25 protein-coding genes and 1 tRNA gene are annotated in these 26,946 nt (G+C 70.3%); 9 read left to right on the forward strand and 17 right to left on the reverse strand.

Features of this window, described 5'->3' with window-relative positions:
- Positions 1–186 precede the first annotated feature (186 nt).
- The 5 genes from recG to E1181_RS18755 all read right to left on the reverse strand — a co-directional run bounded on the left by recG (position 187) and on the right by E1181_RS18755 (position 5,974).
- Entirely contained in the window at positions 187–2,418 is a 2,232-nt protein-coding gene (recG, locus tag E1181_RS18735; RefSeq protein WP_132676545.1) for an ATP-dependent DNA helicase RecG, read from the reverse strand.
- A gap of 39 nt (positions 2,419–2,457) precedes the next feature.
- Positions 2,458–2,916 carry a hypothetical protein gene (locus tag E1181_RS18740; RefSeq protein ID WP_132676547.1) on the reverse strand — a complete coding sequence of 153 codons (459 nt, stop codon included), beginning with the start codon at positions 2,914–2,916 and terminating at the stop codon, positions 2,458–2,460.
- A 107-nt stretch (positions 2,917–3,023) separates the two neighbouring features.
- Positions 3,024–3,980, reverse strand: a complete 957-nt coding sequence (locus tag E1181_RS18745) for a DUF1648 domain-containing protein (RefSeq protein WP_132676549.1) — start codon at positions 3,978–3,980, stop codon at positions 3,024–3,026.
- Positions 3,977–4,324 (reverse strand): GntR family transcriptional regulator, encoded by a 348-nt coding sequence (locus E1181_RS18750; RefSeq protein ID WP_165944669.1) that lies wholly within the window; start codon positions 4,322–4,324, stop codon positions 3,977–3,979. Before E1181_RS18750 ends, E1181_RS18745 begins: the two co-directional genes overlap by 4 nt.
- A 90-nt stretch (positions 4,325–4,414) precedes the next feature.
- Positions 4,415–5,974, reverse strand: a complete 1,560-nt coding sequence (locus E1181_RS18755) for a DAK2 domain-containing protein (protein ID WP_132676551.1) — start codon at positions 5,972–5,974, stop codon at positions 4,415–4,417.
- Positions 5,975–6,265: 291 nt separating this feature from the next.
- Here E1181_RS18755 and rpmB point away from each other — a divergent pair, with 291 nt between their 5' ends.
- Positions 6,266–6,457 carry a 50S ribosomal protein L28 gene (rpmB, locus tag E1181_RS18760; protein ID WP_132625373.1) on the forward strand — a complete coding sequence of 64 codons (192 nt, stop codon included), beginning with the start codon at positions 6,266–6,268 and terminating at the stop codon, positions 6,455–6,457.
- 287 nt (positions 6,458–6,744) lie between these two features.
- On the opposite strand, the gene E1181_RS18765 is transcribed toward rpmB, so the two are convergent.
- Positions 6,745–7,419, reverse strand: coding sequence for a uracil-DNA glycosylase (locus E1181_RS18765; protein ID WP_132676553.1), 675 nt, complete (start codon positions 7,417–7,419; stop codon positions 6,745–6,747).
- 359 nt (positions 7,420–7,778) lie between these two features.
- Between E1181_RS18765 and E1181_RS18770 the strand changes: the two genes are divergently transcribed.
- Positions 7,779–9,110 (forward strand): MFS transporter, encoded by a 1,332-nt coding sequence (locus E1181_RS18770; RefSeq protein ID WP_132676555.1) that lies wholly within the window; start codon positions 7,779–7,781, stop codon positions 9,108–9,110.
- Between the two features lie 67 nt (positions 9,111–9,177).
- Here E1181_RS18770 and E1181_RS18775 read toward each other — a convergent pair whose 3' ends face one another.
- Positions 9,178–10,167: a thiamine-phosphate kinase gene (locus E1181_RS18775; protein ID WP_165944670.1), complete on the reverse strand. Its 990-nt coding sequence runs from the start codon at positions 10,165–10,167 to the stop codon at positions 9,178–9,180.
- A gap of 73 nt (positions 10,168–10,240) precedes the next feature.
- Here E1181_RS18775 and E1181_RS18780 point away from each other — a divergent pair, with 73 nt between their 5' ends.
- The gene (locus E1181_RS18780) at positions 10,241–10,474 is read left to right on the forward strand and encodes an Lrp/AsnC ligand binding domain-containing protein (protein ID WP_132625365.1); all 234 of its coding nucleotides are present in this window, start codon (positions 10,241–10,243) and stop codon (positions 10,472–10,474) included.
- A 39-nt stretch (positions 10,475–10,513) separates the two neighbouring features.
- Positions 10,514–11,101: a DUF3515 domain-containing protein gene (locus E1181_RS18785; RefSeq protein ID WP_132676559.1), complete on the forward strand. Its 588-nt coding sequence runs from the start codon at positions 10,514–10,516 to the stop codon at positions 11,099–11,101.
- 214 nt (positions 11,102–11,315) lie between these two features.
- Here E1181_RS18785 and E1181_RS18790 read toward each other — a convergent pair whose 3' ends face one another.
- Together E1181_RS18790 and pdxR are read right to left on the reverse strand one after the other, a co-directional pair.
- A complete protein-coding gene (locus tag E1181_RS18790; protein ID WP_132676561.1) occupies positions 11,316–12,407 on the reverse strand; it encodes a D-alanine--D-alanine ligase family protein in 1,092 nt (363 codons plus the stop codon).
- A 68-nt stretch (positions 12,408–12,475) separates the two neighbouring features.
- Positions 12,476–13,891: a MocR-like pyridoxine biosynthesis transcription factor PdxR gene (gene pdxR, locus E1181_RS18795; protein ID WP_132676563.1), complete on the reverse strand. Its 1,416-nt coding sequence runs from the start codon at positions 13,889–13,891 to the stop codon at positions 12,476–12,478.
- Positions 13,892–13,950: 59 nt separating this feature from the next.
- Between pdxR and E1181_RS18800 the strand changes: the two genes are divergently transcribed.
- Entirely contained in the window at positions 13,951–14,595 is a 645-nt protein-coding gene (locus tag E1181_RS18800; RefSeq protein WP_207922208.1) for a pyridoxamine 5'-phosphate oxidase family protein, read from the forward strand.
- Positions 14,596–14,600: 5 nt separating this feature from the next.
- Here E1181_RS18800 and E1181_RS18805 read toward each other — a convergent pair whose 3' ends face one another.
- The 4 genes from E1181_RS18805 to E1181_RS18820 form a co-directional block, all read right to left on the reverse strand.
- Positions 14,601–15,038: a cysteine dioxygenase gene (locus tag E1181_RS18805; RefSeq protein ID WP_132676565.1), complete on the reverse strand. Its 438-nt coding sequence runs from the start codon at positions 15,036–15,038 to the stop codon at positions 14,601–14,603.
- A 498-nt stretch (positions 15,039–15,536) separates the two neighbouring features.
- A complete protein-coding gene (locus tag E1181_RS18810) occupies positions 15,537–16,643 on the reverse strand; it encodes a cystathionine gamma-lyase (protein WP_408010162.1) in 1,107 nt (368 codons plus the stop codon).
- A gap of 46 nt (positions 16,644–16,689) precedes the next feature.
- Entirely contained in the window at positions 16,690–17,697 is a 1,008-nt protein-coding gene (locus tag E1181_RS18815; protein ID WP_132676569.1) for an NAD(P)H-dependent glycerol-3-phosphate dehydrogenase, read from the reverse strand.
- Positions 17,684–18,460 (reverse strand): lysophospholipid acyltransferase family protein, encoded by a 777-nt coding sequence (locus E1181_RS18820; protein WP_132676571.1) that lies wholly within the window; start codon positions 18,458–18,460, stop codon positions 17,684–17,686. The genes E1181_RS18815 and E1181_RS18820 overlap by 14 nt, the downstream gene beginning before the upstream one ends.
- 122 nt (positions 18,461–18,582) lie before the next feature.
- On the opposite strand from E1181_RS18820, the gene cofC reads away from it, so the two are divergent.
- From cofC to E1181_RS18835, 3 genes are all read left to right on the forward strand, one after another.
- A complete protein-coding gene (cofC, locus tag E1181_RS18825; protein ID WP_235876868.1) occupies positions 18,583–19,227 on the forward strand; it encodes a 2-phospho-L-lactate guanylyltransferase in 645 nt (214 codons plus the stop codon).
- Positions 19,228–19,496: 269 nt separating this feature from the next.
- Positions 19,497–21,755 (forward strand): RNA degradosome polyphosphate kinase, encoded by a 2,259-nt coding sequence (locus tag E1181_RS18830; RefSeq protein ID WP_207922209.1) that lies wholly within the window; start codon positions 19,497–19,499, stop codon positions 21,753–21,755.
- A gap of 34 nt (positions 21,756–21,789) precedes the next feature.
- Entirely contained in the window at positions 21,790–22,782 is a 993-nt protein-coding gene (locus E1181_RS18835) for an NUDIX hydrolase (protein ID WP_408010165.1), read from the forward strand.
- Between the two features lie 245 nt (positions 22,783–23,027).
- On the opposite strand, the gene E1181_RS18840 is transcribed toward E1181_RS18835, so the two are convergent.
- The 3 genes from E1181_RS18840 to leuC all read right to left on the reverse strand — a co-directional run bounded on the left by E1181_RS18840 (position 23,028) and on the right by leuC (position 25,990).
- A complete protein-coding gene (locus tag E1181_RS18840; RefSeq protein WP_132676577.1) occupies positions 23,028–23,711 on the reverse strand; it encodes an HU family DNA-binding protein in 684 nt (227 codons plus the stop codon).
- Between the two features lie 232 nt (positions 23,712–23,943).
- Positions 23,944–24,546: a 3-isopropylmalate dehydratase small subunit gene (gene leuD / locus E1181_RS18845; protein ID WP_132676579.1), complete on the reverse strand. Its 603-nt coding sequence runs from the start codon at positions 24,544–24,546 to the stop codon at positions 23,944–23,946.
- Between the two features lie 40 nt (positions 24,547–24,586).
- On the reverse strand, positions 24,587–25,990 hold the full coding sequence (gene leuC, locus E1181_RS18850; RefSeq protein WP_132676581.1) for a 3-isopropylmalate dehydratase large subunit: 1,404 nt from the start codon (positions 25,988–25,990) through the stop codon (positions 24,587–24,589).
- Positions 25,991–26,080: 90 nt separating this feature from the next.
- Here leuC and E1181_RS18855 point away from each other — a divergent pair, with 90 nt between their 5' ends.
- Positions 26,081–26,782 carry an IclR family transcriptional regulator gene (locus tag E1181_RS18855; protein ID WP_165944032.1) on the forward strand — a complete coding sequence of 234 codons (702 nt, stop codon included), beginning with the start codon at positions 26,081–26,083 and terminating at the stop codon, positions 26,780–26,782.
- Between the two features lie 47 nt (positions 26,783–26,829).
- Here the strand turns inward: E1181_RS18855 and E1181_RS18860 are convergent.
- Positions 26,830–26,902, reverse strand: a tRNA-Glu gene (locus E1181_RS18860).
- Between the last annotated feature and the right edge of the window lie 44 nt (positions 26,903–26,946).

A 26,946-nucleotide genomic window follows, 5' to 3' on the forward strand; every position in this document is an offset into this window, starting at 1 on the left:
TGACTTCTTTCCCGTCGCAGAACTTTCGATCGCCTATTCGAAGCCTGGAGGTCACCTCGCGGCCATCCGGGCGACAGCAAGGGGCGGTTCTGGTCCGAACCGCCCGGGGGTCGTGTCGCATTTTCCCGAGCAGTTCAGGCCAAAACTGCCCAGCATCCGGGAAATTCACGTCCTACCGGAAGACGATCAGGACTTTTCGAGGTACTCCGCGCGCTCTTCGTCGACGACCTCGGCCACCATCCGGGCCAACCCCGGGTGCTCCCGCAGCGCGGGATCCGCGGCGACGAAGCGGTCCGCCTCCTCGCGCGCCTGAGCGATCACGTCCTCGTCGCGCAACAACGACAACATCTTCAACCCGGACTTGCGACCCGACTGCGCCGCACCCAGGATGTCGCCCTCCCGGCGCAGCTCCAGGTCCAGCCGCGCCAGCTCGAAACCGTCGGTGGTGGAGGCGACCGCGTCCAGCCGCTCGCGCGTCGTCGTGCCGCCCATGGCCTCGGTGACCAGCAGGCACAGCCCCGGCGCGCTGCCCCGGCCGACCCGGCCGCGCAGCTGGTGCAGCTGCGAGACGCCGAACCGGTCCGCATCCATGATCACCATGACGGTCGCGTTGGGAACGTTGACGCCGACCTCGATCACCGTGGTCGCCACCAGCACGTCCAGCTCGCCCGCGGCGAAGGCGCGCATCACCGCGTCCTTGTCGTCGGCGGCCAGCCTGCCGTGCAGGATCCCCAGCCGCAGGCCCGACAGCGGCCCGGCCGCCAGCTGCTCGGCCACGTCGATCACCGCGACCGGCGGACGCCGCTGCTCACCACCGTCGTCCGGCGGCGGCTCCTCGCCGTCACCGTCATCCACAGTGGGCTTCTTCGACTTCTTGCCCTTGCCCGAGGGCTCCTCGTCGTCACCGATGCGCGGGCACACCACGTAGACCTGGTGCCCGGCGGCGACCTCCTCGTGGATCCGCGCCCACGCCCGGTCCAGCCACGCCGGCTTCTCAGCCACCGGCACCACGCTCGTGCTGATCGGGGAACGGCCCTGCGGGAGCTCGCGCAGCGCAGAGGTCTCCAGATCGCCGTAGACCGTCATCGCCACCGTGCGCGGGATCGGCGTCGCCGTCATCACCAGCACGTGCGGCGCGGTCTCCTCACCCGCACGGGCGCGCAGGGCGTCGCGCTGCTCGACGCCGAAGCGGTGCTGCTCGTCGACCACGACCAGCCCCAGATCGGCGAAGGACACCTTGTCCTGGATCAACGCGTGCGTGCCGACGACGATCCCCGCCTCGCCGGAGGCCGCCTCCAGCATCGCCTTGCGCCGCTGCGCGGTGTTGAGCGAACCGGTCAGCAGCGTCACCCGCGTCGCGTTCTCCGCCCCGCCCAGCTCCCCGGCCATGGCCAGGTCGCCGAGCAGTTCGCGCAGCGAACGAGCGTGCTGCGCCGCCAGGACCTCGGTCGGCGCGAGCATCGCCGCCTGCCGCCCGGCATCGACCACCTGCAACATCGCGCGCAGCGCGACCACGGTCTTGCCGCTGCCCACCTCGCCCTGGACCAGGCGGTTCATCGGGTGCTCGGTGCCGAGGTCGGTGGCGATCTGCTCGCCGATCTCCTGCTGGCCCTGGGTGAGCTCGAACGGCATCCGCTCGTCGAAGGCCACCCGCACTCCGTCGTCGCGGCGCTCGCACACCGGCGCCGGGTGCGACTTGGTGTTGCTGCGCCGCTGCGCCAGCGTGAGCTGCACGGCCAGCGCCTCGTCCCACTTGAGCCGCTCCTGCGCCGCGGCGACCTCGCCGAAGTTCTGCGGCAGGTGGATCTTGCGCAGCGCCTCCTCCAGCACCGACATGCCCAGGCGCTCGCGCAGCTCGGTCGGCAGCGGGTCGTCGGTCCCGTCCCACACGTCGAGCACCTGCTTCACGCAGCGCGCGATCGACCACGACGGCAAACCCTGCGCCGACGGGTAGACCGGCAGCAGCGCGCTCGCGAACTCCTCGGCGACGGCACCGACGTCGGTGGCCTCCGAGTCGAACAGCTGGTACTCGGGGTGCGCGAGCTGGAGCTGCTCGCGGAAGGCGGTGACCTTGCCCGCGAACATGCCGCGCTTGCCGGGGATCAGCTCCCGCTCGCGCCACGCCTGGTTGAAGAACGTGCACGACAGCGACCGGTGCCCGTCGGTGATGCGGGCCTCGACGATCGTGCCGCGGCGGGACTTCATGGTGCGCTTGGTGACCCGCTCGACCTTGGCCAGCACGGTCGCGTGCTCGCCGAGCTCCAGCCCGGCGATCGCGGTCAGCTCCCCGCGCTCGGCGTAGCGGCGGGGGTAGTGCCGCAGCAGATCGCCGACGGTGACCAGGCCCAGCGCAGACTCGAGCGCCTTGCCAGTCTTGGCACCCAACAACCGGTCGAGCTTCGCGTCCAATGTGGTCACTGCAAGTCCTCCGCCTGCGTACTCGGATGGCACCGCAGGCTACTCGGCGGCACCGACGGTTTCCCGGCCGCCGACCCGCCAGCCGGCCCACGCCACCGGCAGCGCGCCGAGCAGCAGCCAGCCCTCGCCGGACAGTTCGGTGGCGTCGCGGAAGTCCGGCGCGTCCAGGTTGGCGATCGTGGTCAACACGACGGTTCCCAGCATCACCCAGCCGAACACCGCCATCACGGCCGCGGCCAGCGCGGTGGCCCGCGCGCGCAGCACCCCGCGCAGCACCAGCGCGCTCCACACCGCGGCGACCACCAGCCACCACACCAGCTTGCCGACCAGGAAATCGCGCAGCGAGCTCGAACTCTCGGGTGATCCGGTGGAGGTCCACTCCACGGCGATGGGTTCGGGCAGCCGCGCGCCCACCAGCAGCGGCACGGCGACCATCAGCACGGCCACGGACAGCGTCCAGCCGGCGATCAACCACACGTACCGGCTCCGGATGCGCACTGCTGTCTCCCGCGTCACTTGATGACTCGGTTCGAGGTTAGCGGCACCGCCGGTGATCACCGCCGACCACCCGGGACGACGCGCGGGCGCGACGAGGTTCGGCACGCTCACATCGCCGAGCGCTCCGCGAGCAGCGCGTTGATCAGATCCGCCCCGCGATCGGGCTTGTCCACGCTGATGACGAAGTCGCGCCCGGAGTTTAGGCGCAGCACCAAGCATTCGCCGCCGCGCAGCATGATCGCGGTCGTGGCGGGAAGGACCCGATAACCCCAGCCGCCGACCTCCAGGGCGCGGTGGCTGGCGACCCGGGCGCTGCTGATCTGCTCCAACCGGATCCGGCGCACCGGGAAGCGCTGCGGGCCGAACGCGGCGCGCACGCCCTGCTCGTCGACGCGGATGCGCACCGTCGACAGCGCTGACACGACGATTCCCACGAGCAGCGCGGGCAGCGCGACCTGCCAGCCGGTCAGGACGACCATCCCCACGCCCACCAGCACCCCGGCGGCTCCGACGATGACGAGGACCCGGCTGGACACCGAGGAGATCCACACCGCTCGGCGACCCGGTTCGAGGTCGAGCCCGGCGGTGCCATCGACCTCGTCGGATTCGGCTCCAGACTCGTCAGGGCCCCGGTTGCCGACCAGCCAGCCGGCGAAGCCCGCCACCGCCGCCCCCACCAGCACGGGGAGCACGTGCCACATCGGCAACCGGGTGTCCTGCCAGGCGGTGTGGTCGAGGTTCGTCCACAGCGTCGAGGCCGTGATGCCCCCGAAGAAGGCGGCCACCGCACCCAGGACCGCCGCCGAACCCGCCCGGTGCGCCCGGCGTTCGCCCACCGCTCCCACGACCACCGCGAACCCGGCGAACAGCACCCACCCCGGCAGCACGACCAGTGGGAACGTCGCCAGGGACGTGGATCCGTCGGGAACGCCGGAGCCGCTGAAGTGGGTGGCGATCGGGTCCGGGAGCCGCTCGCGCAGCACGACCATCGGCAGGACCAGCGCGACGGTCACCAGCACCGTCCACGCGATCGACAGGACCAGGAATGCCTTGCGGTGGTTCACGATTCCTCCTCGATCCACCGCGCCAGGTCGGCGGTGGTGAAGCCCCGGCGCCGCGCCTCGGCCACCAGGTCGCGCAGCTGGGCGCGCAGCCCCGTCTCCGGGTCGGGACGCCGCAGCACGGTCACCCCTCGGCCGCGGCGGAACTCCAGCAGGCCCTCAGCGCGCAGTTCGCGCAGCGCTCGCAGCACGGTGTTGGCGTTGATGCTCATCGCGTCGGCCAGGTCGCGGGCGGGCGGCAGCCGGTCACCCGGCTCGACCTCCCCGTCGGCGATGGCGCGCCGGATCGCATCGGCGGCCTGCTCGTGCAGCGGCCGCCCGTCCTCGATGTCCAACGTGAGCAACATGGTGCCAATGAAACTAGCACCATCCGGTTCATTTCGGAACCGGGCACGACGAACGAGGGGAACCCGGAGGCCCCCGCGCGCAGAGCGGAACTACTCGATGCCGATCAGCAGCAACGAGTCCAGAGCGCCCGCCGGGTAGCTGGTCATCTCCACTTCGGGGTGGGCGCGACGCAGGTGAGCCGACAGCTCCCCGGGCAGCTCGGGCGGGGTGTTGTCGCCGACGAGCGCGGTGGCCAGCTCACCACCGGCGGTGAGCATCCGGGTCAGCAGCTCCCGCGCCGTGGTGGTCAGGTCTTCGCCGATGAGCACGACCTCCCCGTCGATCAGACCGAGGATGTCGCCGGGACGGCACCGACCGACCCAGGTCAGGGCCTCGGCGTCGGCGACGTAGAGCTCACCGCGACGGGTCGCCGCGGCGGCCTCGGCCATCGCGACCTGGTCGTCGGCGCGGCGCCGGTGCGGATCGTGCACCGCCAGCGCGGCCAGCCCCTGCACCGGCGACGCGGTCGGCACCACCACGACCTCGGGTCCCTCGCCGGACTGACCGGCCACGGCCCGCTCCACGACCAGGGCCGTGTCCAGGTCGTTGGGCAGCACGACCACGTGGCCGGCACCGGTGCCGACGATCGCCTCCCGCAGCTCCGCCGGGACCGGGATCGAGCCGGTGACCAGCACATCGGCGCCCTCGGCGGCGAAGACCTCGCCGAGCACGTCCCCCGGCACGCACGCCAGCACCGCCACGTCGCGGGCGTAGGCGGCCTGCTGATCGGCGAAGCGCGTCACCTTGATCCGGTGCACCCGGCCGGTCTCGACCCCCGCCTCGATCGCTCCCCCGATGTCGTCGCAGTGCACGTGGACCGCCCAGGCGTCGGCTCCGTCACCGACGACCGACACGCAGTCGCCAAGGCCTCCCAGCCGCCCGCGCAGCGACTCGGCCCGCTCCGCGTCGGTGTCGGCCAGCAGGTACATGACCTCGTAGTCGAAGCTCGACTCGTGCTCCAGCAGGTCCGACTCGGCGGGCACCGGCGAGTTCGGGGCCAGCCACTCGCCGTCGACGACCACCGCGTGCAGCGCGTCGAGCAGGATCACCAGGCCCCGCCCGCCCGCGTCGACGACGCCCGCCTCCGACAGCACCGGCAGCTGCGCGGGCGTGGCGGCCAGCGCGTCGATCGCCGCGCGCGTCGAGGAGCGCACCACCTCGGCGAGGTCCTCGGAGTGCTGCGCACCGCGGGCCGCGGCGCGCAGGACCGACAGCACGGTTCCCTCCTGCGGCTCGGCGACGGCCCGCCGGGCCAGCTCATCGGCTCGCCGCAGGGCCTCCCGCCACGCCACGCCGTCCGCGGTCTCGGCGTCCCGCAGCTGCTCGGCCACACCCCTGATGGCCTGCGACAACAGCATCCCGGAGTTCCCGCATGCGCCACCGAGGGCGCCCTTGGCCAGCGCGGCGAACACGCCGCCGAGGGTGTCCGGAGCGGCCTCGTCGAGGGTGCGCACCGCCGCGCGCATGGTCTGCAGCAGGTTTGTCCCGGTGTCGCCGTCGGCGACCGGGAAGACGTTGATCCGGTCGATCGCCTCGCGCTCGGCCGACAGCGCCGACATGGCCAGGTCCGCCCAGCGGCGGGCAGTCGCCGCGCTCAGCGTCCGCAACACCCGGGAACCTCCCACGCACGTTAGGATCGGTCGCAGCCGAGACTATCCGCAGGCGGCGCCCGCACGGTGCTCCGCCGCACATCGGCCCCCGGCTCAGGAGCAGCCGGTGGCCGTGGGCTAGACTCATCGGGTCCCAGGGTGGCGATGACCCCGGGCAACCGGGTTCTCCGGGCTCAGTCCGCCGCACGGCGGTGAGCAGGAAGCGCTCCCGCAATGCCTCTCCGATTCGGCGTGGCACGACAGCGGAGCTCTCATCGCTGTAACCGTCAAGCAAAGTAAGGGGTGTCTGACGTGGCTGCCGTCTGCGACGTCTGTGGCAAGGGACCAGGCTTCGGCAACTCGGTCTCGCACTCCCACCGGAAGACCAAGCGCCGGTGGAACCCGAACATTCAGACCGTGCACGCCAAGATCGGTCTGTCCCAGCGCAAGCGCATGAACGTGTGCACCTCCTGCATGAAGGCAGGCAAGGTCGCCCGCGGCTGAGGATGTGTTCTTAGCTAGGAGCCCCGAGGTGATAGAACCTCGGGGCTTTCTGCTGCTCAGGGCCAACGTCAACGTGCGCGACCCAGGCACGTCAAGCACCGAAGGTGCTTTCTCAGTACCCGACCAGAGCAACCGGCACCGCCGCGGGTTCTCAGACGTCTTCTGGTGAGGACAGCCGCAGCGCCGTGTATTGGACATACATCAGTCGCGGATCCCGGAGCCAGAAGGCGTCTGAGGTTCCGCTACCCGCACCGCCGAGCAGCAAGACCACTGAGAAGTTCCGAAGCCTACGGAAGCTTCCAGTCGATGGGTTGCCAGCCCTTGCGCTGCAGGATCTCATTGGCCCGGCTGAAGGGCTTCGATCCGAAGAACCCGCGGTCGGCCGACATCGGGCTCGGGTGGGGCGACTCGACGCACTCCACGCCGGGCATGAGCGGACGCAGGTCGCGGGCGTCGCGTCCCCACAGGATCGCCACCAGCGGCTCGTCGCGCGCGGCCAGGGCCTTGATCGCCTGCGCGGTGACCTGCTCCCAGCCCTTGCCGCGGTGCGAGCCGGGCTTGCCCGGGCTGACCGTGAGGGCGCGGTTGAGCAGCAGCACGCCGCGCTCGGTCCAGGGCGTGAGGTCCCCGCTGGAGGGCTTCGGGTGACCGAGGTCCTCGCTGTACTCGCGGAAGATGTTGACCAGGCTGCGCGGCGGCGCGACGCCCTGGGCGACCGAGAAGCTCAGACCCACCGGATGACCGGGCGTCGGGTACGGGTCCTGGCCGACGATGAGCACGCGCACGTCGTGGAACGGCTGCTGGAAGGCGCGCAGCACGTTCTCCGGGGCCGGCAGGTAGGTGCGGCCCTCGGCGACCTCGGAACGCAGGAAGGCGCCCATCGACGCGATCTGATCCGCGACCGGCGCGAGCGCCTCCGCCCAGCCGGCTTCGACGGTTTCGTGCAGGGGACGTGCTGCCATGCCGAGCAGGTTAGCGATCGACATCGACGGCCTCACGCACAGCCCCACAACCACTCGACAGTGTCACACGTCACATACCGATGACGTAACGGTGATCGCGACCTTGCCCGCATGCGTAATCGGAACTACTCCGAAAGAGCCATTTTCGCCCGTCATCGCGGAAATGCACTCGTCAAATCAGTGACGCTTCGGGAGCAGGTTTCGGCACTTCGAACGTGCGGTGGCGCATAAAGCAAATAACGTGGGAATGCTCGATGTCGCGCTTTTGGTGGCCTCCCCCTGGCCACTCGGCTAGGTTCTGGCGAAGTTCCAAAACGACCACGGCCGTGGAGACAACACCCGGAGGTGGGCCGCATCTCATGACTTCTCAGGAAACAGCCGAATCAGAGGCCGAGCAGAAGTCGTTGCTGCGTCGAGCGGTCGGCGCAGCCGCAATCGGTAACTGCACGGAGTGGTACGACTTCGGCGTCTACGCGTATGTGGCCGCATATGTCGGCCACCAGTTCTTCCCCGGTCCGTGGGAGACCGTCTCCGCGTTCGGCGTCTTCGCCATCTCCTTCCTGTTCCGCCCGCTGGGCAGCCTGTTCTTCGGCCCGCTCGGCGACCGGATCGGCAGGCAGAAGGTCCTCGCGGTGACGATTCTGCTGATGTCGGGCTCGACGTTCGTCATTGGTCTGCTGCCGACCTACGGCACCATCGGCATCTTCGCGCCGATGCTGTTGCTGCTGTGCCGGTTGCTGCAGGGCTTCTCCACCGGTGGCGAATACGGAGGCGCGGCGACCTACATCGCCGAGTACGCCCCCGACCGCAAGCGCGGCTTCTGGGGCAGCTGGCTCGAATTCGGCACCCTCGTAGGATTCGGACTCGGCGCGCTGGTGCCGACCATCCTGATCCTCACACTGGACAGCACTTCCATGGAGACGTGGGGCTGGCGCATCCCGTTCCTGATCGCCGGTCCGCTCGGCGGCGTCGGTCTGTACCTGCGGTCCAGGCTGGAGGACACCCCGGCGTTCAAGCAGCTGGAGAACACCCACCAGGTCGCCAAGTCCCCGCTGCGGGACCTGGTCCGCGAGTGGTGGCGCCAGCTGCTGATCCTCATGGGCATCGTGATCCTGATCAACGTCGCCAACTACACGATCCTGACCTACATGGAGACCTATCTCTCGGACACGCTCAACGTGCCCGACGGGCAGGAGCACCAGGTGCTGGTCCCGCTGCTGCTGACGGTCGCGTTCATGATGTGCATCATCACGCCCATCGGCGCGCTGTCGGACCGCGTCGGCCGGAAACCGCTGTTCATCTCGGCGGCCATCTGCTTCCTGGTGCTGCCGGTCCCCGCGTTCTGGCTGATCGGCCAGGGCACGGTGCTGACCACCATCCTCGGCCTGGCGCTGCTGGCCGTCGGTCACGTGCAGCTGATCGGGCCGCTGGCCGCGACGCTGCCGGCGATGTTCCCGACCAAGGTCCGCTACGCGGCCTTCTCGGTCGGCTATAACATCTCCACTGCCGTCTTCGGTGGCACTGCGCCACTGGTCAACGACGCCGTCGTGACCAACACCGGCAACAGCTACTTCCCCGCCTTCTACCTGATGGGCGCGGCACTGATCGCCCTGGTGCCGATCCTGCTCATGAAGGAGACCGCGAGGAAGCCGCTGATGCAGGACGCCCCCGCGGCGGCCCCGGCGAGCTGACTGCGCCGAACCCACCACATTCGAGGACGCCCCCTGGTTCATCCGGGGGGCGTCCTCCTCTTCGCTCCTACCGCCAGTGCTCCCAGCCGGTGGGGCCTTCGTAGTCCTTGCCGTCGATGGTCACGCCCGAACCCTCCGCGACGACGCCGATCTCGCGGAAGTCCGGCGGCAGCGGCCGGTTGGCGGGGAAGGTCGCGATCAGGGCCTGGTCCTCACCACCGGTGAGCACCCAGTGGCGGGCGTCGGCCCCCAGTGCGGAGGCGACCTCGGTGAGCCGCTGAGGGACCTCGACCTGCTCCAGGCGGAGGTCGATGGCGACCTTCGAGGCGGTGGCGATGTGGCCCAGGTCGGCCAGCAGCCCGTCGGAGGTGTCCACCATGGACGTGGCACCGGCAACGGCGGCCTGCGGTCCGGCGCCGTAGGGCGGTTCGGGCACGCGGTGCGCGCCGACGACGGCGACCGGGGAGCGGAATCCTCGCCCCAGGACGGCTAACCCCGCCGCCGACCAGCCGAGCCTGCCCGCCACCGCGACGACGTCACCCGGACGCGCGCCGGAGCGGGTGACGGGTTCCCTGCCCTGCAGGTCGCCGAGGGCTGTGATCGAGATCGTCAGTGACGGTGACGACACCATGTCGCCGCCGACGATCCCGATCCCGGCCTGCTGCGCCTCTTCCCACAGGCCGTCGGCGAGCTCGTCGACCACGGTCGCGGGCGTGTCGGGCGGGCAGCCGAGACCGACCAGCAGACCCGTGGGCACCGCGCCCATGGCGTTGATGTCGGAGAGGTTCACCGCGACCGCTTTGCGGCCCACCTGGTGCGGTGTGGACCAGTCGAAGCGGAAGTGGACCTGTTCCACCAGCACATCGGTGCTGGCCACCACGCGACCGTCGGGAGCGGCCAGCACGGCGGCGTCGTCACCCGGGCCGAGGAGCGTGCCCGGCGACTGATGACGACCAGCTGTCACTCGATCGATGAGATTGAACTCACCCACCTGGGAAATGGTCTGTGGTTCCTGGGACGAGTCAGGACCCAACTGGGACCTTCCTTCCTTGAGCATCAGCTCGGTCAGATGGGGTAGCTTTCTGCCAGTTTCCTACCCCGAGCACACGGGCTAGACGAAGGGGCACGCCGTGGTACAGGCATACATCCTCATCCAGACAGAGGTCGGCAAGGCAGCCGCCGTCGCCGGCGAGATCGCAGGGTCCGAAGGTGTCATCAGCGCCGAGGACGTCACCGGTCCCTATGACGTCATCGTGCGCGCCGAGGCCGAGAACGTCGACCTGCTCGGCAAGATGGTCGTCGCGAAGATCCAGAACGTCGAGGGCATCACGCGCACGCTGACCTGTCCGGTGGTTCACCTCTGAGGAACCCCTGTTCGGGCCGGTTCGCGGCGTGGTGCTGTGATGGACGGCGTGGTTGAGCACGAGGATTCCGGCGTTCCCAGGCCGGTTCTGATCATCGCGATCGCGCTCGGCGTGCTGCTGGCCGCGGGCGTGGCCGGTGTCGGCGTCTACGGCTGGTACGGCGAGCACCGGCTCCGTCAGGAGACCGCGGCCGCCGAGGCCGCCCGTCGCACCGGTCCGCTGGCGGCGGCACCGATCCCGGCCCCCGAGGCGCAGTCCCCGGAGTGCGCGGCGGTGATGTCCGCGCTGCCCGCGCAGCTGTCGATCGGTGGTGCCCAGGTGCCGCGCAGGCCCCTGGCCGAGCCCGCACCGGCGGCGACCGTCGCCTGGGGCGACGCCGAGCACGACCCGGTGACCGTGCGCTGCGGCATCGACGCGCCCGCCGAGCTGACCCCGACCTCGCAGCTGATGGACGTCTCCGGGGTCAGCTGGTTGGAGATCAACCAGGGCGGCGATTCCTCGTGGCTGGCCGTGGACCGGCCGGTCTACGTGGCGCTGAGCGCCCCGGCCGACATCGGAACGGGCCCGCTGCAGGACCTGTCGAAGCTGATCGGCGGGAAACTCCCCAAGCAGCCCGTCTTCCCGTAGGAGCTCGCCCGCCGGAGCGGGCGGCCGAACCCGACCCGCTCCGCGGACTCCGCGCGCCTGGAACCGGATTTCAGTGGAAATCGGGAACCGGAATTCAGTGGAAGTCAGGGGCCTGCCCCGGGGGTGACGCGATTTCAGTGGAAGTCGGGGACCAGCTCACGACGCGAGAAGGCCGTCCCTCACCGAAGTGGGGGACGGCCTTCTCGTGTCTGGTTCAGCGCAGGCCGGTGCCTCGCGCCAGCGCCGTGTCGACCAGCGTGGTCAGCAGCGCCGGGTAGTCGATGCCGCTGTGCGCCCACATCCGCGGGTACAGCGAGATCGGGGTGAAGCCCGGCATCGTGTTGACCTCGTTGATGATCAGCTTGCCCTCGTCGGACAGGAAGAAGTCGACGCGGGCGAGTCCCTGGCACTCCAGCGCGGCGAAGGCGCGCACCGCCATGTCGCGCAGCTCGGCGGTGTGCTCGTCGCTGATCTTGGCGGGCAGGTCGAACTCGGTGACGTCGTCGAGGTACTTCGACTCGTAGTCGTACCAGTCGCTCTCACCGGTGACCCGCAGCTCGGCGGGCTGCGACGCCTCGACGCGGCCGTCGGGGAACTCCAGGACGCCGCACTCGATCTCGCGCCCGACCACACCGGTCTCGATGATGACCTTCGGGTCCGTGCGGCGGGCTTCGGCGATCGCGGCGTCCAGGTCGGCCCAATCGGTGACCTTGGTGATGCCCAGCGACGAACCGGCGCGCGCGGGCTTGACGAACACCGGCAGGGTCAGCCGGTCGCGCTGCGCCTCGGTCAGCGTCTCCTGGCCCCGGCGCAGCACCTCGTAGGTGCCGACCTCGATGCCTTCGGCCGCGAGCAGCTTCTTGGTGTACTCCTTGTCCATCGACACCGCGCTGGAGAGCACGCCCGGGCCCACGTAGGGCACGTCGGCCATCTCCAGCAGGCCCTGGATGGTGCCGTCCTCGCCGAAGGCGCCGTGCAGCACCGGGAAGACGACGTCGACGCCGGAGAGGACCTCGCCGCCCCTCTCCGGTTCGAGCAGCACGAGTTCCTGGCGGGTCGGGTCGCCCGGCAGGGCCAGCGCGGTGCCGGAGACCACCTGGGGTTCCTTGCGGTCCCGGATCTCCAGCTGCTTCGGGTCGTCGGTGCCGAGCACCCAGGCGCCTTCCTGAGTGATGCCGACCGGCACGATCTCGAAACGGTCCTGGTCCAGGTGGGCGAGCACGCTACCGCCGGACACGCAGGAGATGCCGTGCTCGGTGCTGCGCCCGCCGAAGACGACGGCCACCCGGGTCTTGCGCGAAGTCATGCGCCGGACCATACCTCGCGCGAGCACGCGTCGTTCTACGAAGCCCTACCGCCTGCGACACGATGCGGTCACGCGCCGGTTCGGCACAACCTCGCCACGACCGGCAGCGCGGCTTCGAGCTCATCGCGGGTGCAGGCGGCGTAGCCGAGGGCGAGTCCGTGCCACCGCTGCGGACCGTCGTGGTGACGTCGCAGCCCGTCGAGGACGATCCCCCTCTCCGCCGCTTCGTCGACGACGCGCTGCTCGGTCTCGGCGTCCGGCAGCGGCAGCACGACGTGGGCGCCCGCGCGGTCGCCGAAGACGCTCACGCCTTCGGCGGCGAGGCGTTCGACGACGATCGCGCGGCGCTGCGACAGCTCCCGCCGCAGCCGCCGCAGGTGCCTGCCGAGGTCTCCGTGGCGGGCGAGTTCCACCAGCACGCGCTGCCCGGCGGCAGCCGGGCCGACGCCGATGCGCTCGCGGTGCCGCTGCACGGCGGTGGTGATCTTCTCGGCGGCCAGCATCCAGCCGACCCCGAGCGTCGGGGTGAGGATCTTGCTGGTGGTGCCCAGGTGCACGACGACGTCCGGCGCCATCGAGGCCAGCACCGGCAGCGGCGCGACGTCGTAGCGGAGTTCGCCGTCGTAGTCGTCCTCGACGATCAACCAGCCCTCGGAGCGGGCGCGTTCGATGAGCGCGATGCGTCGTTCGGCGGGGAGCCTCCCGCCGATCGGGAACTGGTGCGCCGGTGAGCAGTAGACGGCCGCCACGTCGCTCGGGACGTCGTCGACGACGAGACCGGAGTGGTCGACCGGCGCGGGCACGACCTCGATGCCGGCCGTCTTCAGCGCACCGACCGCGCGCTGGTAGCCGGGTTCCTCGACGGCGACCTTCGCCCCGCGCGGCAGCACGGCGGCGGCGAGCTCACCGAGCGCGGTGCTGGTGCCACCGGTGGCCAGCACGTTCTCCGGCGTCCAGCCGCCGACGACCAGACCGCGGTGGCGCAGCAGGTGTTCCACGACCGCCTCGCGGTAGCTGAGCAGGCCCGCCCGCTGCGGGCGCAGATCGGGTGCGGTGTCGGCGGCGGCGCGCCACGCCCGGCGCCAGATGGCGCGGTCGATGCCGTCGGCCCACGGAACCCCGGGGACCAGCACGATCATCGGGCGTTCGGCGTGCCGGTGCTGCAGGACCGGTGGCGGCACGGCGTCGCTGCGCGCGCCCGGCGGGCTGGTGGTGACGTAGGTGCCCGAACCGCGCCGCCCGACGATCCAGCCCTCGGCGTGCAGCTGCTCGTAGGCGGCGGCGGTCACGGTGCGGCTGACGGCCAGGTGACGGGCCAGCGCGCGCGTCGAGGGCAACCGGTCGCCGCCGCGCAGCTGGCCGATGGTGGCCGCGTGCCGCAACGCGTCGGCCAGTTGCACCGCGAGCGGCAGATCGCCGTCCCGGTGCAGGTCGATGGCCAGTTCCAGCAGCGGTGAGCTGGCCGCGGGCACGTCATGTGGCATTTCGGAATTCTCCCTGATTGGCACTTCGATGATGCCACTTCTCAGGTGAGGCTGGGGACGTGACTTCGCAGCTCTCCCCCACCGAACGGTCCACCATCCGCCGAGGCGCCGAGCGGGCGCGCACCGACCGCGGCGAACTCCACGCCACCCTCGACGCCGGGCTGGTCTGCCACCTGGCCTTGGTCGTCGAGGGTTCGCCGCGCGTGCTGCCCACCGGCTACGGGCGTCGCGGCGACACGCTCTACCTGCACGGATCGACCGGGGCGCGCAGCCTCCGGGAAGCCGGTGAGGTGTGCGTCTCGGTGACCCACGTGGACGGCGTCGTCTACTCGCGGTCGATGATGCACCACTCGATCAACTACCGTTCGGCGGTGATCCACGGACGCGTCCGGCACGTCGAGGACCCCGCCGAGCGGTGGGAAGGGCTGCGGGTGATCACCGAGCAGCTCGCGCCGGGATCGTGGGACTACGCGCGCCGACCCAACAAGAAGGAGCTCGCCGCCACCGCCGTCCTGGCGCTGGACCTCACCGAGGCCGCCGTGAAGATCCGCACCGGCGACCCGGGCGACGACGCCGAGGACGTGGAGGCGAACGAGGCGTGGGCCGGCGTGCTCCCGCTGCACCGGAGCTGGGGCGCACCGGTGCCTTCAGCGGACCTGATCGCGGAACTGCCCGTGCCCGAGCACGTTCTGCGGCGGTCCTGAGCGGATCAGCCGCGGATCGTGCGGTTCGCCCGCTGCGGGCGGTAGACGTGGATGGTCACCGCCGGGTCGACGCCGAGGTTGCTGACCTGGTGGGCGTAGTTCGGGCCGAAGACCCGGGACTGGCCGGTGGTCAGCGAGTGCAGCACCTCGGAGTTGCCGGGACGGGCGACCCGCTCGGTCAGATTCCCCTGCACGACGGTGAAAGCGCCGGTGGCGCCGCCGTGGTCGTGCAGATCGGTGTGCTGGCCGGGCAGCCAGCTCAGCAGCCACGCCTCGTAGGCGTCGGTGCGGGCGAGCAGCCCGGCCCAGCGCTCCTCGGCGTCGTAGCGCAGCAGGTGCGCCCAGGATTCGCGGTCGGCGGCGAACTCGCGGGCGATGCGGGCCGGGTGCGCGATGCTCAGGTCAGCGGGCGCGGCAAGGGTGTTGGGCGGAACGGCGAACACGGTGAAGTCCTTCGGAGATCGTGAACGAACCCCGGGGCGCAGGCGCGAGAGGACGCCGCGATCAACCCGGGAGGCGGATGAGATCGATCAACACGAAGAACACGAACAGAGCGCGCTGGCGACGCGGTGCAGGTCGATGTGACCCCGTCGGCCGATGAACGCGCGCTTCAACACGCCACGCACTCAACCAGTCCCCCACTCCGCCGTCAACCACCTCCCACTCCCACCGCCCACGACCCGCGACCCACTTCACACCCGTTGGAGTGAGGCGACCCGATTACGGCCGTATTCAGGAACCTGATTACGGCAGTGTTCCGTCGCCCAACCCCGATTACGGCGGTATTCCGGGTACCGATCACAGGCGGTGTCCGGTCCGGAAACCCGGAATACCGCCGTAATCAGGACCCGGAATACCGGAGTAATCCGTCCCGCCGCGACCGGGATGAGGTGCGGGTGGGACAGGAGTGGTCGGGACGGGTCAGGTGGGACGGGTGATGGTCAGGAGAGGGCTTGGAGGACGTCTTGGACGAGGTCCTGGGGGTTTTCGCAGCCTGCTGAGAAGCGGAGGAAGCCCTCCGGGACCGGGTCGCCCCACTGGGCTCGGCGGTCGGCCGTGCTGTGCAGGCCGCCGAAGCTGGTGGCCGCGACGACCAACCGGCTCTTCGCGATGAAGGACTGGACCGCGTCGGCGTCGGCGAGCTCGAAGCGGAACACCCCGCCGAAGCGGCGCATCTGCCGGCTCGCCAGCTCGTGCGCCGGGTCCTGCGACCAGCCCGGCCAGCGCAGACCGGTCACCGCCGGGTGGTCGGCGAGGGCGTCGACGAGCGCGGCGGCGTTCTCGGCCTGCCGGGACAGCCGCAGGTCGAGAGTTCCCATGCTGCGGTGCGCCAGCCACGTCTCGAACGGCCCGGGGATCGCACCGGACAGCGAACGCGCGCGCAGCAGCCGGTTCGCGAGCTCCTCGTCGCGGACCGACACGTGCCCCAGCAGGATGTCGCTGTGCCCGGACAGGGCCTTGGTGTCGCTGGCGATGACGATGTCCGCGCCCAGCTCCAGCGGACGCTGCCCCAGCGGTGTCGCGGTCGTGTTGTCGACCGCCAGCAGCGCACCGGCCGCGTGGGCGCGCTCGGCCAGCTCGGCGATGTCGCAGACGTCCCCGCCCGGGTTCGACGGCGTTTCCAGCAGCACCAGACGCGCGCCCTCGAAGACCTCGTCGGTCCACGGGCCGGGCGTGGGGATCTCGCGCACGTCCAAGCCCAGCTCGGTCAGCTCGTCGCTGACGAGCTGCCGCGACGCGTAGTAGCCGTCCGAGGGCAGCACCAGCTTGTCGCCGGCCCGCAGCACCGAACGCAGCACGGTGCTGATCGCGGCCATGCCCGAGGGCAGCAGCACGCAGTGCCCGCCGTCGAGCTCGCCGATCGCCGATTCCAGCCCGCGCCAGGTGGGATTGCCCGCGCGGCCGTAGAAATCACCGCTGGGACCGTTCTCCCCGAGGTGGTACGGCGCGGCGAACACCGGCCCCGGCAGCAGCGGCGCGCCCGCCTCCGGTTCCGGGTGCCCGCCGTGCACCACGCGCGTTCCGTCGCCGAAATCCCCAAGATCCACTGTGGTCACTCCCGCACTCGCGATCGACGCGAGCGCCCGGACCGGATCACTCCGCCTTGCGCTCGCGTCCCAACAACTCCGCAGCGGCAGGCCCCGGCTCCAGCCCTTCGTGGCACACCCGGTGCACCACGTCGGTGATGGGCATCTCCACGCCGTGCCGGGCTGCCAGCTGACGGATCGACGAGCAGGATTTCACGCCCTCCGACACCTGGCCGTGGGCAGCCTCCTGCGCCTGGACCACCGTCTCTCCCCTGCCCAGCCGCTCGCCGAAGGTCCGGTTGCGCGACAGCGGCGACGCGCAGGTCGCCACCAGGTCGCCCAGACCGGCCAGCCCGGCGAAGGTCATCGGGTCCGCGCCCAGCGCGACGCCGAGCCGCGTCGTCTCCGCCAGACCGCGCGTGATCAGCGACGACATCGTGTTGTGCCCGAAACCGAGCCCGGCCGCGATGCCGCAGGCCAGCGCGATGACGTTCTTGCAGGCCCCGGAGATCTCGATGCCCACCAGGTCGGTGTTGGTGTACGGGCGGAAGTACCGCGTGAAGCACGCCTTCTGCAACGCCACCGCCCGCTCCTCGTCGGAGCAGGCCACCACCGTCGCGGTGGGCTGACCGGCGGCGATCTCCTTGGCCAGGTTCGGCCCGGACACCACCGCGACCCGTTCCATCGGCACGTCGGCGACCTCGCCGATGACCTGGCTCATCCGCTTGAGCGTGCTCAGCTCGACGCCCTTGGCCAGGCTCACCAGCGTCACGTCCTGCGGCAGCAGCGGCTGCCACCCGGCGAGGTTCTCGCGCAGCGTCTGGCTGGGCACCGCCAGCACCGCGAATTCCGCGGCGTGCACCGCCTCGGCGGCGTCATCGGTGGCGCGCAGCCGCTCCGGCAGCGTGATGCCGGGGAGGTAGGAGTCGTTGCAGCGGGTTTCGTTGATCTCCGCCGCCACCTGCGGACGCCGGGCCCACAGGCAGACGTCGTTGCCCGCGTCGGCGAGGACCTTCGCGAACGTGGTCCCCCAGGATCCGGCGCCCAGCACCGCGATCCGCTCAGGCTGCGCCATCGGTGCCCTTCTTCTTGCGAGCCGGGGCGTAGAACCCGGCGGGCGGCTGCTCTTCGCGGATCTCGCCGAGAAGCTCCCGAACCCGGCTCATCGCCAAGTTCGTGACCTCGCGGATCGTCTCCACGTCGGGGTTCTCGCTGCGGTAGGCCGACAGGTCCAGCGGCTCACCGATGACGTAGTTCACGGTCTTGCGCGGGAAGGGCCGGAACTTCTTGTTGTAGTGGTCGTAGATCTCGCGGGTGCCGAAGCGAGCGGCCGGGATGACGGGGATGTCGTTGGCCAGCGCCAGCCGGGCCACACCCACCTTCGGCGTCATCGGCCAGCCGTCGGGGTCCTTGGTGATCGTGCCGTCCGGGTAGATCACCAGGACCTTGCCGTTCTCCAGGCCCGCGTGCGCGTCGCGCAGGCTCTTCTGCGCGTCCGCGGTGCCCCGGTAGACCGGGATCTGCTCCACGCCCACCAGCACGTTCCTGAGCACCGGCACGTTCCACAGGCTGTTCTTGGCCATGAAGCGCGGCACCCGAGCCGCGCGGTGGACGGTGACCGCGTCGAAGATCGGGTCGAGGTGGGACACGTGGTTGAGCACCAGCAGCGCCCCACCCTCAGCCGGGATGTTGTGCGCCCCGCGCACGCGGACGCGCGCCAGCAAGTGCGTCAGCGGGTAGAACACCCAGCGGGCCAGGCCCAGCCAGAAGATGCCCATCCCGTGTGCCTTCTCGCTGGTCGTCCTCCGCTGGCGTCGGAGGTTTCTCGATTCCGCCACGGCTTCTCCTCCAGATCTCGAGCGCCAGTCAAATTACCCGGCCCCGGCCACAGCCTCGTCAACCAGGCGGCACTTGGGAAGCCCTCCACCGCATCGGCGGACGTTGACGCAAGATGGTTCCCGTGACCACCGAGAACACGCCCGAGACCGACGGGGTGCACCTGCTGGTACCGCTCAAGCCGCTGACTCGGGCCAAATCCCGGCTGCTGGCCGGCCGCGGATCGGCCGGGCACGTCGAGCTGGTCACCGCGATGGCGATGGACACCGTCGCCGCCGCACGTCGCGCCCGCGGCGTCGCGGGAGTGGTGGTGGTCTCCTCCGATCCCGCGCTGACCGCGGCGTTCACCGCTCTCGGCGTCGAGGTGCTGCCCGACGACCCGGCCGACGGGCTCAACGCCGCGCTGCGCCACGGCGACGAGGTGCTGCGCGCCCGGGGCACGTTCCGCGTCGGCGCGCTGCAGGCGGATCTGCCCGCGCTGCGCTCCGGTGAGCTCGGCTGGGCGCTGCGCGCGGCGGGAACCGACCGCTCGTACTGCCCGGACCTCTCGGGAGACGGCACGACCCTCCTGCTGGCCGAACCCGACCAGCCGCTGGACCCCCGCTTCGGCCCGGGCTCCGCCGAGGCCCACGGCGAGTCAGGCGCCAAAACCCTCGCCGGACCGTGGGAGTCGCTGCGCCGCGACGTCGACACCGAAGCCGACCTGGCCTCGGCGAAAGCCGTCGGACTCGGCCCCCGCACCAGCGCTCGGCTCGACCCGGGCGAATGAGCGGAAGGTTCCCCTGCGCACGTCAGGCCCACCGTCGGCGCCGGTGGCAGGAATGTTCCCCTGCGCACGCCGGAGCAGCCGCTCGCGCCGGGTGGCAGGAAAGTTCCCCTCCTCCCGCCACGGCCCGCAGGAAGGGTCCCTTCCGGTCACCCGGGTGGCAGAGAGGTTCCCTTCCGCACGTCACGCGAGGTTCCGCTGTGTTCGGACGAACATCAGATCAAAGGCCTCGTTGCTCGATCTGAAACGGTTTTTTGAGTGACAATGGCTCGGTGAGCACGAACAGCGACCGGTCGCCGAAGCGGCCCGCCAAACGCACCTCCTCCGCAGGCAAGGCGGCAGCGAGCCGAACACCGCGTCCTGCTCGCCGCAACACCACCGGCAACGACGCGACCGGGCCGCTGCCCGCGGTCACCAGCGGTGCGCGGGTTCCGTCGGCGCCGCCCGCTGTGACCAGGGCTGCGGCCACGACGGACCTGCCCGAGGACCGGTACCTCAACCGGGAGCTGTCCTGGCTCGACTTCAACGCGCGCGTGCTGGCCTTCGCCGAGGACCAGTCGCAGCCGGTCCTGGAGCGGGCGAAGTTCATGGCGATCTTCGCGTCCAACCTGGACGAGTTCTACATGGTGCGCGTCGCCGGGCTGAAGCGCCGCGAGGAGACCGGGCTGTCGGTGCGCAGCGCCGACGGGCTCACCCCGCACGAGCAGCTGGTCCGCATAGCCGCGCGCAACCAGGACCTGATGGAGAAGCTCGGCCGGGTCTTCGTCGACGAGCTGCTACCGGAGCTCGACGCCCACGGCATCCGCATCCTCGACTGGGACGAGCTCGCCTCGGACGACCAGGCCAAGCTCACCCGCTACTTCGAGGACCACATCTTCCCGGTGCTCACACCGCTGGCGGTCGACCCGGCGCACCCGTTCCCCTACATCTCCGGGCTTTCGCTGAACCTCGCGGTGACGGTGACCGACCCCGATGCCGGTTTGCGCCGCTTCGCTCGCGTGAAGGTCCCCGACAACGTTCCGCGGCTGATCCGGGTGGAGGCCGACCGGGAGAACGAGCTCGCGACGTTCCTGCCGCTGGAAGAGCTCATCGCCGCGCACCTGAGCAAGCTGTTCCCGGGCATGCGCGTCTCCGAGCACCACATCTTCCGCGTCACCCGCAACGCCGACCTGGAGGTCGAGGAGGACCGCGACGAGGACCTGCTGCAGGCGATGGAGCGCGAACTCGCGCGCCGCCGCTTCGGTCCGCCGGTGCGCCTGGAAGTCACCGACACCATGAGCGAGAACATGCTCGAACTCCTGCTGCGCGAGCTGGAGGTCGACCAGCACGACGTGGTGGAGGTCAAGGGCCTGCTCGACCTGTCCTGCCTGTTCCAGCTGGACAAGCTGCAACGGCCGGACCTGAAGGACTCCCCGTTCGTCCCCGCCACGCACCCGGCGTTCGCCGAGGGTCAGACGCCCAAGAGCATCTTCTCCACGCTGCGCGAGGGCGACGTGCTGGTGCACCACCCCTACGACTCGTTCTCCACCTCGGTGCAGCGCTTCATCGAGCAGGCTGCGGCCGACCCGCACGTGCTGGCGATCAAGCAAACCCTGTACCGCACCTCGGGCGACTCACCGATCGTCAACGCGCTCATCGACGCCGCCGAGGCCGGCAAGCAGGTCGTGGCCCTGGTGGAGCTCAAGGCGCGCTTCGACGAGCAGGCCAACATCCAGTGGGCGCGCACCCTGGAGCGCTCGGGCGTGCACGTCGTCTACGGCCTGGTCGGGCTCAAGACGCACTGCAAGACCTCGCTCGTGGTGCGCCAGGAGGGTTCGACGATCCGCCGCTACTGCCACCTGGGCACCGGCAACTACAACCCCAAGACCGCGCGCATCTACGAGGACCTGGGCCTGCTGACGGCGTCCCCGGAGATCGGCGCCGACCTCACCGACCTGTTCAACGTGCTCACCGGCTACGCCCGGCACGGCGACTACCGCCGCATCCTGGTGTCGCCGCAGGGCATCCGGAACGGGATCGTGGAGCGGGTCGAGGCCGAGATCGAGCGCGCCAGGCAGGGTTTGAGCTGCGGCGTCCGGATGAAGGTGAACTCGCTGGTCGACGAGCAGATCATCGACGCCCTCTACCGCGCCTCGCTGGCCGGTGTGCCGGTGCAGGTCGTGGTGCGCGGCATCTGCGCCCTCAAGGCGGGCGTGGACGGTCTCAGCGAGTACATCGAGGTGCGGTCGATCCTCGGGCGGTTCCTGGAGCACTCGCGGGTGTTCCACTTCGTCGGCATCGACGAGCACTGGCTGGGCAGCGCCGACATGATGCACCGCAACCTGGACCGCCGCATCGAGGTCCAGGTCCGCGTCACCGACGCGAAGCTGACCGCGCAGATGGACGCGATGCTGGATTCCGCGCTGCACCCCTCCACGCGCTGCTGGGTGCTCAACGCCAAGGGAGACTGGGAAGCCTCCCCGCGCAGCGGCGAGCAGGTCCGCGACCACCAGACCGAGATGCTGTCCGGCCACGGCGCCAAGGTGTCTTAGGAAACCGTTCCCAGGCTTGTTGAGGAAGTAGAGCGTGACCGACAACATCCCGGTTGCCGAAGCGGTCGAGGTGCCCGCGCTCGTGCGCGCGGCGGGAGCTGTGCTGTGGCGGCCCGGCGCCGAGGGCCGTGAGGTGGCGCTGGTGCACCGCCCCCGGTACGACGACTGGTCGCTGCCCAAGGGAAAGCTCGACCCGGGTGAGCTGCCCGCGCAGGCGGCGGTCCGCGAGGTCGCCGAGGAGACCGGGTTTTCGTCCGTGCTCGGGCGCCCGCTCGCGCAGGCGCGCTACGCGGTCCCGGCTCGCTCGGGCGAATCCGCGCCGAAGATCGTCGATTACTTCTCCGCACGCCTGCGAGCCGGCGAGTTCACGCCCAACGACGAAGTGGACGAACTCCGCTGGCTGCCGTTGGAGCAGGCGCGTGCGGAGTTGAGCTATCCGCACGATGCGCGAGTCCTCGACGCATTCGACGAGTCCCGCGAGGAAACGGCGACCGTATTGCTGGTTCGCCACGCGAAAGCGGGCAAGCGATCCGAATGGTCCGGAGATGACGCTCTTCGTCCGCTCAGCGAAGCGGGCCGCAAACAACGGGACGCATTGCATTCCCTGTTGCCGTTGTTCGCACCTTCCCGGATCTATTCGGCTCCGCGCGTGCGCTGCGAACAAACCGTGGCCCCGGTGGCCGGTGACGGCGGAATCGACATCGTGAGCGAACCGCTGTTCTCCGAGGAGGTCTATTCAGCCGATCCGCAGGCGGGCGTGCGAGCGCTGCTGGAGGTGGCGGCCGAGGGCGGCACCAGCGTGGTGTCCAGCCAGGGAGGCGTCATCCCGGATCTGGTGACGCGGCTGGCCGATTCGGCCGGGCTGCGGCTGGACGAGGTGGCCTCGCGCAAGGGCAGCGTGTGGACGTTGTCCTTCCGGCCGGACGAGCGCACCGATGACGGCAAGGCGCCCGGACTGCGGCTCGCGGCGGCGGACTACCTTCCGGATCCGCTGGCCCGGGCGCGAAGAACCCGTGCAGGGCGCTGATCGCGCCGCACAGCGCCGTCACGGGCGTCTCGGCCGAGGGGCTCGGCCGACCGCGTTCCGGCGCTCTGCGAGCGCCTGAAGCGCCCGCACGCGAAAGCAGCCGGAGGGGGAAAGCGACCCGCCGCGCCTGAGGCGGCGGGTTTTCGCCTTTTCCCACAGCATTGAGCGGGCGGCGGCACGCCCCCGGGAAGGGGGCTATGCCGCCGCCCGCTCGGCCCACTGAAGCTCGCCGTCGAAGCGAGCGATCACTTCTTGGTGGACTTGCGCGTCGTCGTGGCCTTCTTGGTGGCCGGGCGAGTCGTCTTCGCGGTGGACTTCGGCGCCGCCTTGGTCGTGCTGGCCTTGGCGGTGCTGGCCCGCTTGGACGTGGCCGACTTCGCCGGGGTCGCCTTGGCCGTGCTGGCCTTGGTGGTGGTGGCCCGCTTCGGCGCAGCCTTCGTGGTGCTGGCCTTGGCGGTGCTCGGCTTGGTGGCCTTGGCCGTCGAAGCCTTGGCGGGGGCGGCCTTCGCCGTGGTGCGGGTGGCGGTCTTGGTGGCCGCGGCACGCGTGGTGGTGGCCTTGCGAGCGGTCGTGGTCTTGCTCGCCGAGGCGGTGCGCGTGGTCACGCCGCGCGTGGTGGCAGCCTTGCCGGAGGTCGTCGCACGCGGGAGCTTCCGCTGGCCGCCGACGACTTCCTTGAACTGGGTGCCGGCGCGGAACGCGGGAACGTTGGTCTTCTTGACCTTCACGCTCTCACCGGTGCGCGGGTTTCGGGCGACGCGAGCCGCGCGAGCGCGCTTCTCGAAAACGCCAAAACCGGTGATGTTGACCTTCTCGCCTTTGTTGACGTTGCGAACGATGATGTCGACGACGTCTTCAACGGCCTGGCTGGCGGTCTTCTTGTCTCCGAGGCGTTCTGCCAGAGCCTCGATCAGTTGGGCCTTGTTCACTTCAGTCCCTCCCAGGACACAACAACGGCCCCGTTGGGCCGACTCAATGTCAACGGTAAAGCCCCGGAACAACAAATGCCATTCGCCACGCCCCATTTTTTCGTTGGGGCGCGGGCATTCGAGTCCGGGCAACGGGGTCCGCGCAGTGCTTGGAGCAACTGTTCAGTTGTCCCGATCGGGACGGATTTCTCCTGCTGTGAAAGGAAAAACCCGCCCCGACGCGGGGGAAGCCTCAGCCCTTGCGGGCAGGCAGGGTGGCGGGCTTGAAACTCTGGCGCCCAGCCTCAAAAGTGTCGATCGTCTCGGCGTGGCGCAGGGTCAAACCGATGTCGTCGAGCCCTTCCAGCAGCCGCCAGCGGGTGTAGTCATCGATGCTGAAGGGCACCGTGAGGTCCTTGGCCTGGACGGTGAGTTCCTGAAGATCCACCGTGACAGCGGTACCCGGCTCGGTCTCCAGCAGCTTCCAGAGCAGCTCCACATCGGACTGCTCGCACTGGGCGGCCAGCAGGCCCTGCTTGCCCGAATTGCCGCGGAAGATGTCCGCGAAACGGCTCGAGATGACCACTCGGAAGCCGTAGTCCTTCAGCGCCCACACCGCGTGCTCGCGGGAGGACCCGGTGCCGAAGTCGGGTCCGGCGACCAGCACGCTGCCGGACGAGAAGGGTTCCTGATTGAGGATGAACTCCTCGTCACCGCGCCAGGCGGCGAACAGCGCGTCCTCGAAGCCCGTGCGGGAGACCCGCTTGAGGTACACGGCGGGGATGATCTGGTCGGTGTCCACGTTGGACCGGCGCAGCGGGACGCCGACCCCGGTGTGCGTCTTGAACGGTTCCATCGTCACTGCTCCTGGTGGTAGAGAGCTCGGGGAGGGGTGGTCAGTCGAGGTCCTCGGGCGAGGAGAGCGTCCCGCGCACCGCGGTGGCCGCCGCCACCAGCGGCGAAACCAGGTGGGTACGACCGCCCTTGCCCTGCCTGCCCTCGAAGTTGCGGTTGGAGGTCGAGGCGCTGCGCTCGCCCGGGTCCAGCTGGTCCGGGTTCATGCCCAGGCACATCGAACAACCGGCCGAACGCCATTCCGCTCCGGCGGCGGTGAAAACCTCGTGCAGCCCTTCGCTCTCGGCCTGCAGGCGCACCTTCATCGAGCCGGGGACCACGAGCATCCGGGTGTTGCCTGCGACCTTGCGGCCCTTGATGACCTCAGCGGCGGCCCGCAGGTCCTCCAGGCGGCCGTTGGTGCAGGAGCCCAGGAAGACGGTGTCCACGCGCACCTCGCGCAGCGGCATGCCCGCGGTCAAGCCCATGTAGGCCAACGCCTTTTCGGCGGCGAAGCGCTCGCCCTCGTCGACGATGGCCTCCGGGTCGGGCACGTTCTCGCCCAGCGGCAGGCCCTGGCCAGGGTTGGTGCCCCAGGTGACGAACGGGGTGAGTTCGTCGGCGTTGAGGGTGACTTCCGCGTCGAAGGTGGCGTCGTCGTCGGTGCGCAGCGTCTTCCAGTACTCGACGGCGGCGTCCCAGTCGGCGCCCTCGGGGGCGTGCGGGCGCCCCCGGAGGTAATCGAAAGTCGTGTCGTCGGGCGCGATCATGCCCGCCCGCGCACCGGCTTCGATCGACATGTTGCAGATGGTCATGCGGGCTTCCATCGACAGCTGGCGCACCGCCTCGCCGCGGTACTCCAGCACGTAGCCCTGGCCGCCGCCGGTGCCGATCTTGGCGATGACGGCGAGGATGACGTCCTTGCTCGTCACGCCGGGGCGCAGCGAGCCCTCGATGTTGATGGCCATGGTCTTGAACGGCCTCAGCGGCAGCGTCTGGGTGGCCAGCACGTGCTCCACCTCGGAGGTGCCGATCCCGAAGGCCAGCGCGCCGAACGCGCCGTGCGTGGAGGTGTGGCTGTCACCGCAGACGACGGTGGTGCCGGGCTGCGTGAGGCCGAGCTGCGGGCCCACGACGTGGACGATGCCCTGCTCGGCGTCGCCCATGGGGTGCAGCCGGATGCCGAACTCCGCGCAGTTCTTGCGCAGCGTTTCGACCTGGGTCCGCGACACCGGGTCCGCGATCGGCAGATCGAGGCCGACGGTGGGGACGTTGTGGTCTTCGGTGGCGATCGTCAGGTCGGGGCGCCGCACTTCGCGGCCGGCCAGCCGGAGCCCTTCGAAGGCCTGCGGGCTGGTGACTTCGTGCACCAGGTGGAGATCGATGTAGAGCAGGTCGGGCTCGTGCCCTTCACCTTGGCGCACGATGTGCGCGTCCCACACCTTCTCCGCGAGCGTTTTTCCCATCACTGCTCCCAGTCGAGCGCGCCGAGACCCGAGGAAGGGGTCTCTCCCACAGAGTGGACTTCCCAGATGCCGGGAAGTTAGTATCGGTACGTGGGACAGCATAGCGGCATCGGAGTGTTGGACAAGGCAGTGGCCGTTCTGCAGGCGGTGGCTCAGGAGCCGTGCGGCCTGGCGGAACTGTGCGGCCGCACGGGGCTGCCCCGGGCGACTGCGCACCGGTTGGCGGTGGGCCTGGAGACGCATCGCCTGTTGCGCCGCGGTTCGGACGGCCGGTGGCGGCCTGGCGCGGCGTTGGCGGAGCTGGCCGGCGGCGCGGTGGATCCGCTGCTGGAGGCGGCGTCCACGGTGCTGCCCAAACTCCGGGATGTCACGGGTGAAAGCGTTCAACTGTACCGCCGGGACGGCATGCAGCGCTTGTGCATAGCGACGGCGGAGCCGCCGAGCGGTTTGCGGGACACGGTCCCGGTGGGCACGGCTCTGTCGATGACGGCGGGGTCGGGCGCGAAGGTCCTGGCTTCGTGGGCGGACCCGGCGACGCAGCGCGCGGTGCTCGCGGAGGCGGTTTTCGGGGAACGCACGTTGCTGGAGGTGCGCCGCAGGGGTTGGGCGCAGAGCGTGGCGGAGCGCGAGGCGGGCGTGGCGAGCGTCTCGGCGCCGGTGCGGGACAACCAGGGCGCGGTGGTCGCTGCGATCTCGGTCTCGGGCCCGATCGACCGCATGGGCCGCCGGCCGGGTGCCCGCTGGGCCGCAGACCTGCTGGCAGCGGCGGAAGGCCTGCAGAACAGGCTCTGACCAAAGGAGAAGGGCCCCGGATGAACATCCGGGGCCCTTCTGCGTTGTAGTCCCGACGGGATTTGAACCCGCGCTACCGCCTTGAGAGGGCGGCGTCCTAGGCCGCTAGACGACGGGACCGCGCAACGGGGACAACGATACAACACCCCCGACCCCCCAAGAAC

The sequence above is a fragment of the Saccharopolyspora terrae genome (assembly GCF_004348435.1).
In the GTDB taxonomy this organism is placed as follows: Bacteria; Actinomycetota; Actinomycetes; order Mycobacteriales; family Pseudonocardiaceae; genus Saccharopolyspora; species Saccharopolyspora endophytica.

What these genes read in the sequence shown, in the direction of transcription:
- E1181_RS18750 (WP_165944669.1), bottom strand. Translation starts at nt 4,324, where the DNA reads ATGTTGCTCACGTTGGACATCGAGGACGGGCGGCCGCTGCACGAGCAG.
- E1181_RS18765 (WP_132676553.1), bottom strand. Translation starts at nt 7,419, where the DNA reads ATGGCAGCACGTCCCCTGCACGAAACCGTCGAAGCCGGCTGGGCGGAG.
- E1181_RS18770 (WP_132676555.1), top strand. Translation starts at nt 7,779, where the DNA reads ATGACTTCTCAGGAAACAGCCGAATCAGAGGCCGAGCAGAAGTCGTTG.
- E1181_RS18775 (WP_165944670.1), bottom strand. Translation starts at nt 10,167, where the DNA reads ATGCTCAAGGAAGGAAGGTCCCAGTTGGGTCCTGACTCGTCCCAGGAA.
- E1181_RS18785 (WP_132676559.1), top strand. Translation starts at nt 10,514, where the DNA reads ATGGACGGCGTGGTTGAGCACGAGGATTCCGGCGTTCCCAGGCCGGTT.
- E1181_RS18790 (WP_132676561.1), bottom strand. Translation starts at nt 12,407, where the DNA reads ATGACTTCGCGCAAGACCCGGGTGGCCGTCGTCTTCGGCGGGCGCAGC.
- pdxR (WP_132676563.1), bottom strand. Translation starts at nt 13,891, where the DNA reads ATGCCACATGACGTGCCCGCGGCCAGCTCACCGCTGCTGGAACTGGCC.
- E1181_RS18815 (WP_132676569.1), bottom strand. Translation starts at nt 17,697, where the DNA reads ATGGCGCAGCCTGAGCGGATCGCGGTGCTGGGCGCCGGATCCTGGGGG.
- leuD (WP_132676579.1), bottom strand. Translation starts at nt 24,546, where the DNA reads ATGGAACCGTTCAAGACGCACACCGGGGTCGGCGTCCCGCTGCGCCGG.
- leuC (WP_132676581.1), bottom strand. Translation starts at nt 25,990, where the DNA reads ATGGGAAAAACGCTCGCGGAGAAGGTGTGGGACGCGCACATCGTGCGC.